1 protein-coding gene is annotated in these 584 nt (G+C 29.6%); it reads left to right on the top strand.

All coding sequences use genetic code 11. The features are described 5' to 3' along the window. Window positions 1–496: ATP-dependent dethiobiotin synthetase BioD (bioD, locus tag QWI17_RS10015; RefSeq protein ID WP_302722366.1), on the top strand; the 496-nt coding region annotated here is incomplete at its 5' end. Window positions 497–584 lie beyond the last annotated feature (88 nt).

Genomic DNA, 584 nt, shown 5'->3' on the forward strand with positions numbered 1-584 from the left:
AGATAGTTTGTTGGTTGAATCGTTAACTTCTCCAAAACTGAAGATTCATCAAGAACGTTATGCTTTACAAAAAGCCGCTTCACCACATCAATCTGCAAAAGAAGAAGCAATTGATATCAATTTAAATGATTTTGAAATTCCCAAAACAACCAATTCTCTTATTATTGAAGGAGCGGGCGGATTATTTGTTCCTATTAATGAAGAAGATTTTATGATTGATCTTGTTCAGCAATTTAATCTTCCAACAGTTGTGGTTGCAACGAATTATTTGGGTTGTATTAATCATACATTATTAACGATTGAAATACTGAAATTAAGAAATATCACTATCGAATATTTTGTGTTTAATGGTGAATTTGATGAAGACACTTCTCGTGTTATAAAAAATCATTTGCCTTCGGATATTTCTATCATCATTACACCAAAACTCAATTCAATAAACTCAAGCGAAGTGAGAAATATTGCAGAAACAATTAAGCATCAATTTAATATTTAAAATACAATGAAAATATCAAACAAAACACGTCATGATTGGACGAAAGAAGAAATCGAAAAAATTTATCATCAACCTTTATTGGATTTAG

Origin of the sequence: Gilvimarinus gilvus (assembly GCF_030518155.1) — a bacterium.
GTDB classification, from domain to species: domain Bacteria; phylum Pseudomonadota; class Gammaproteobacteria; order Pseudomonadales; family Cellvibrionaceae; genus Gilvimarinus; species Gilvimarinus gilvus.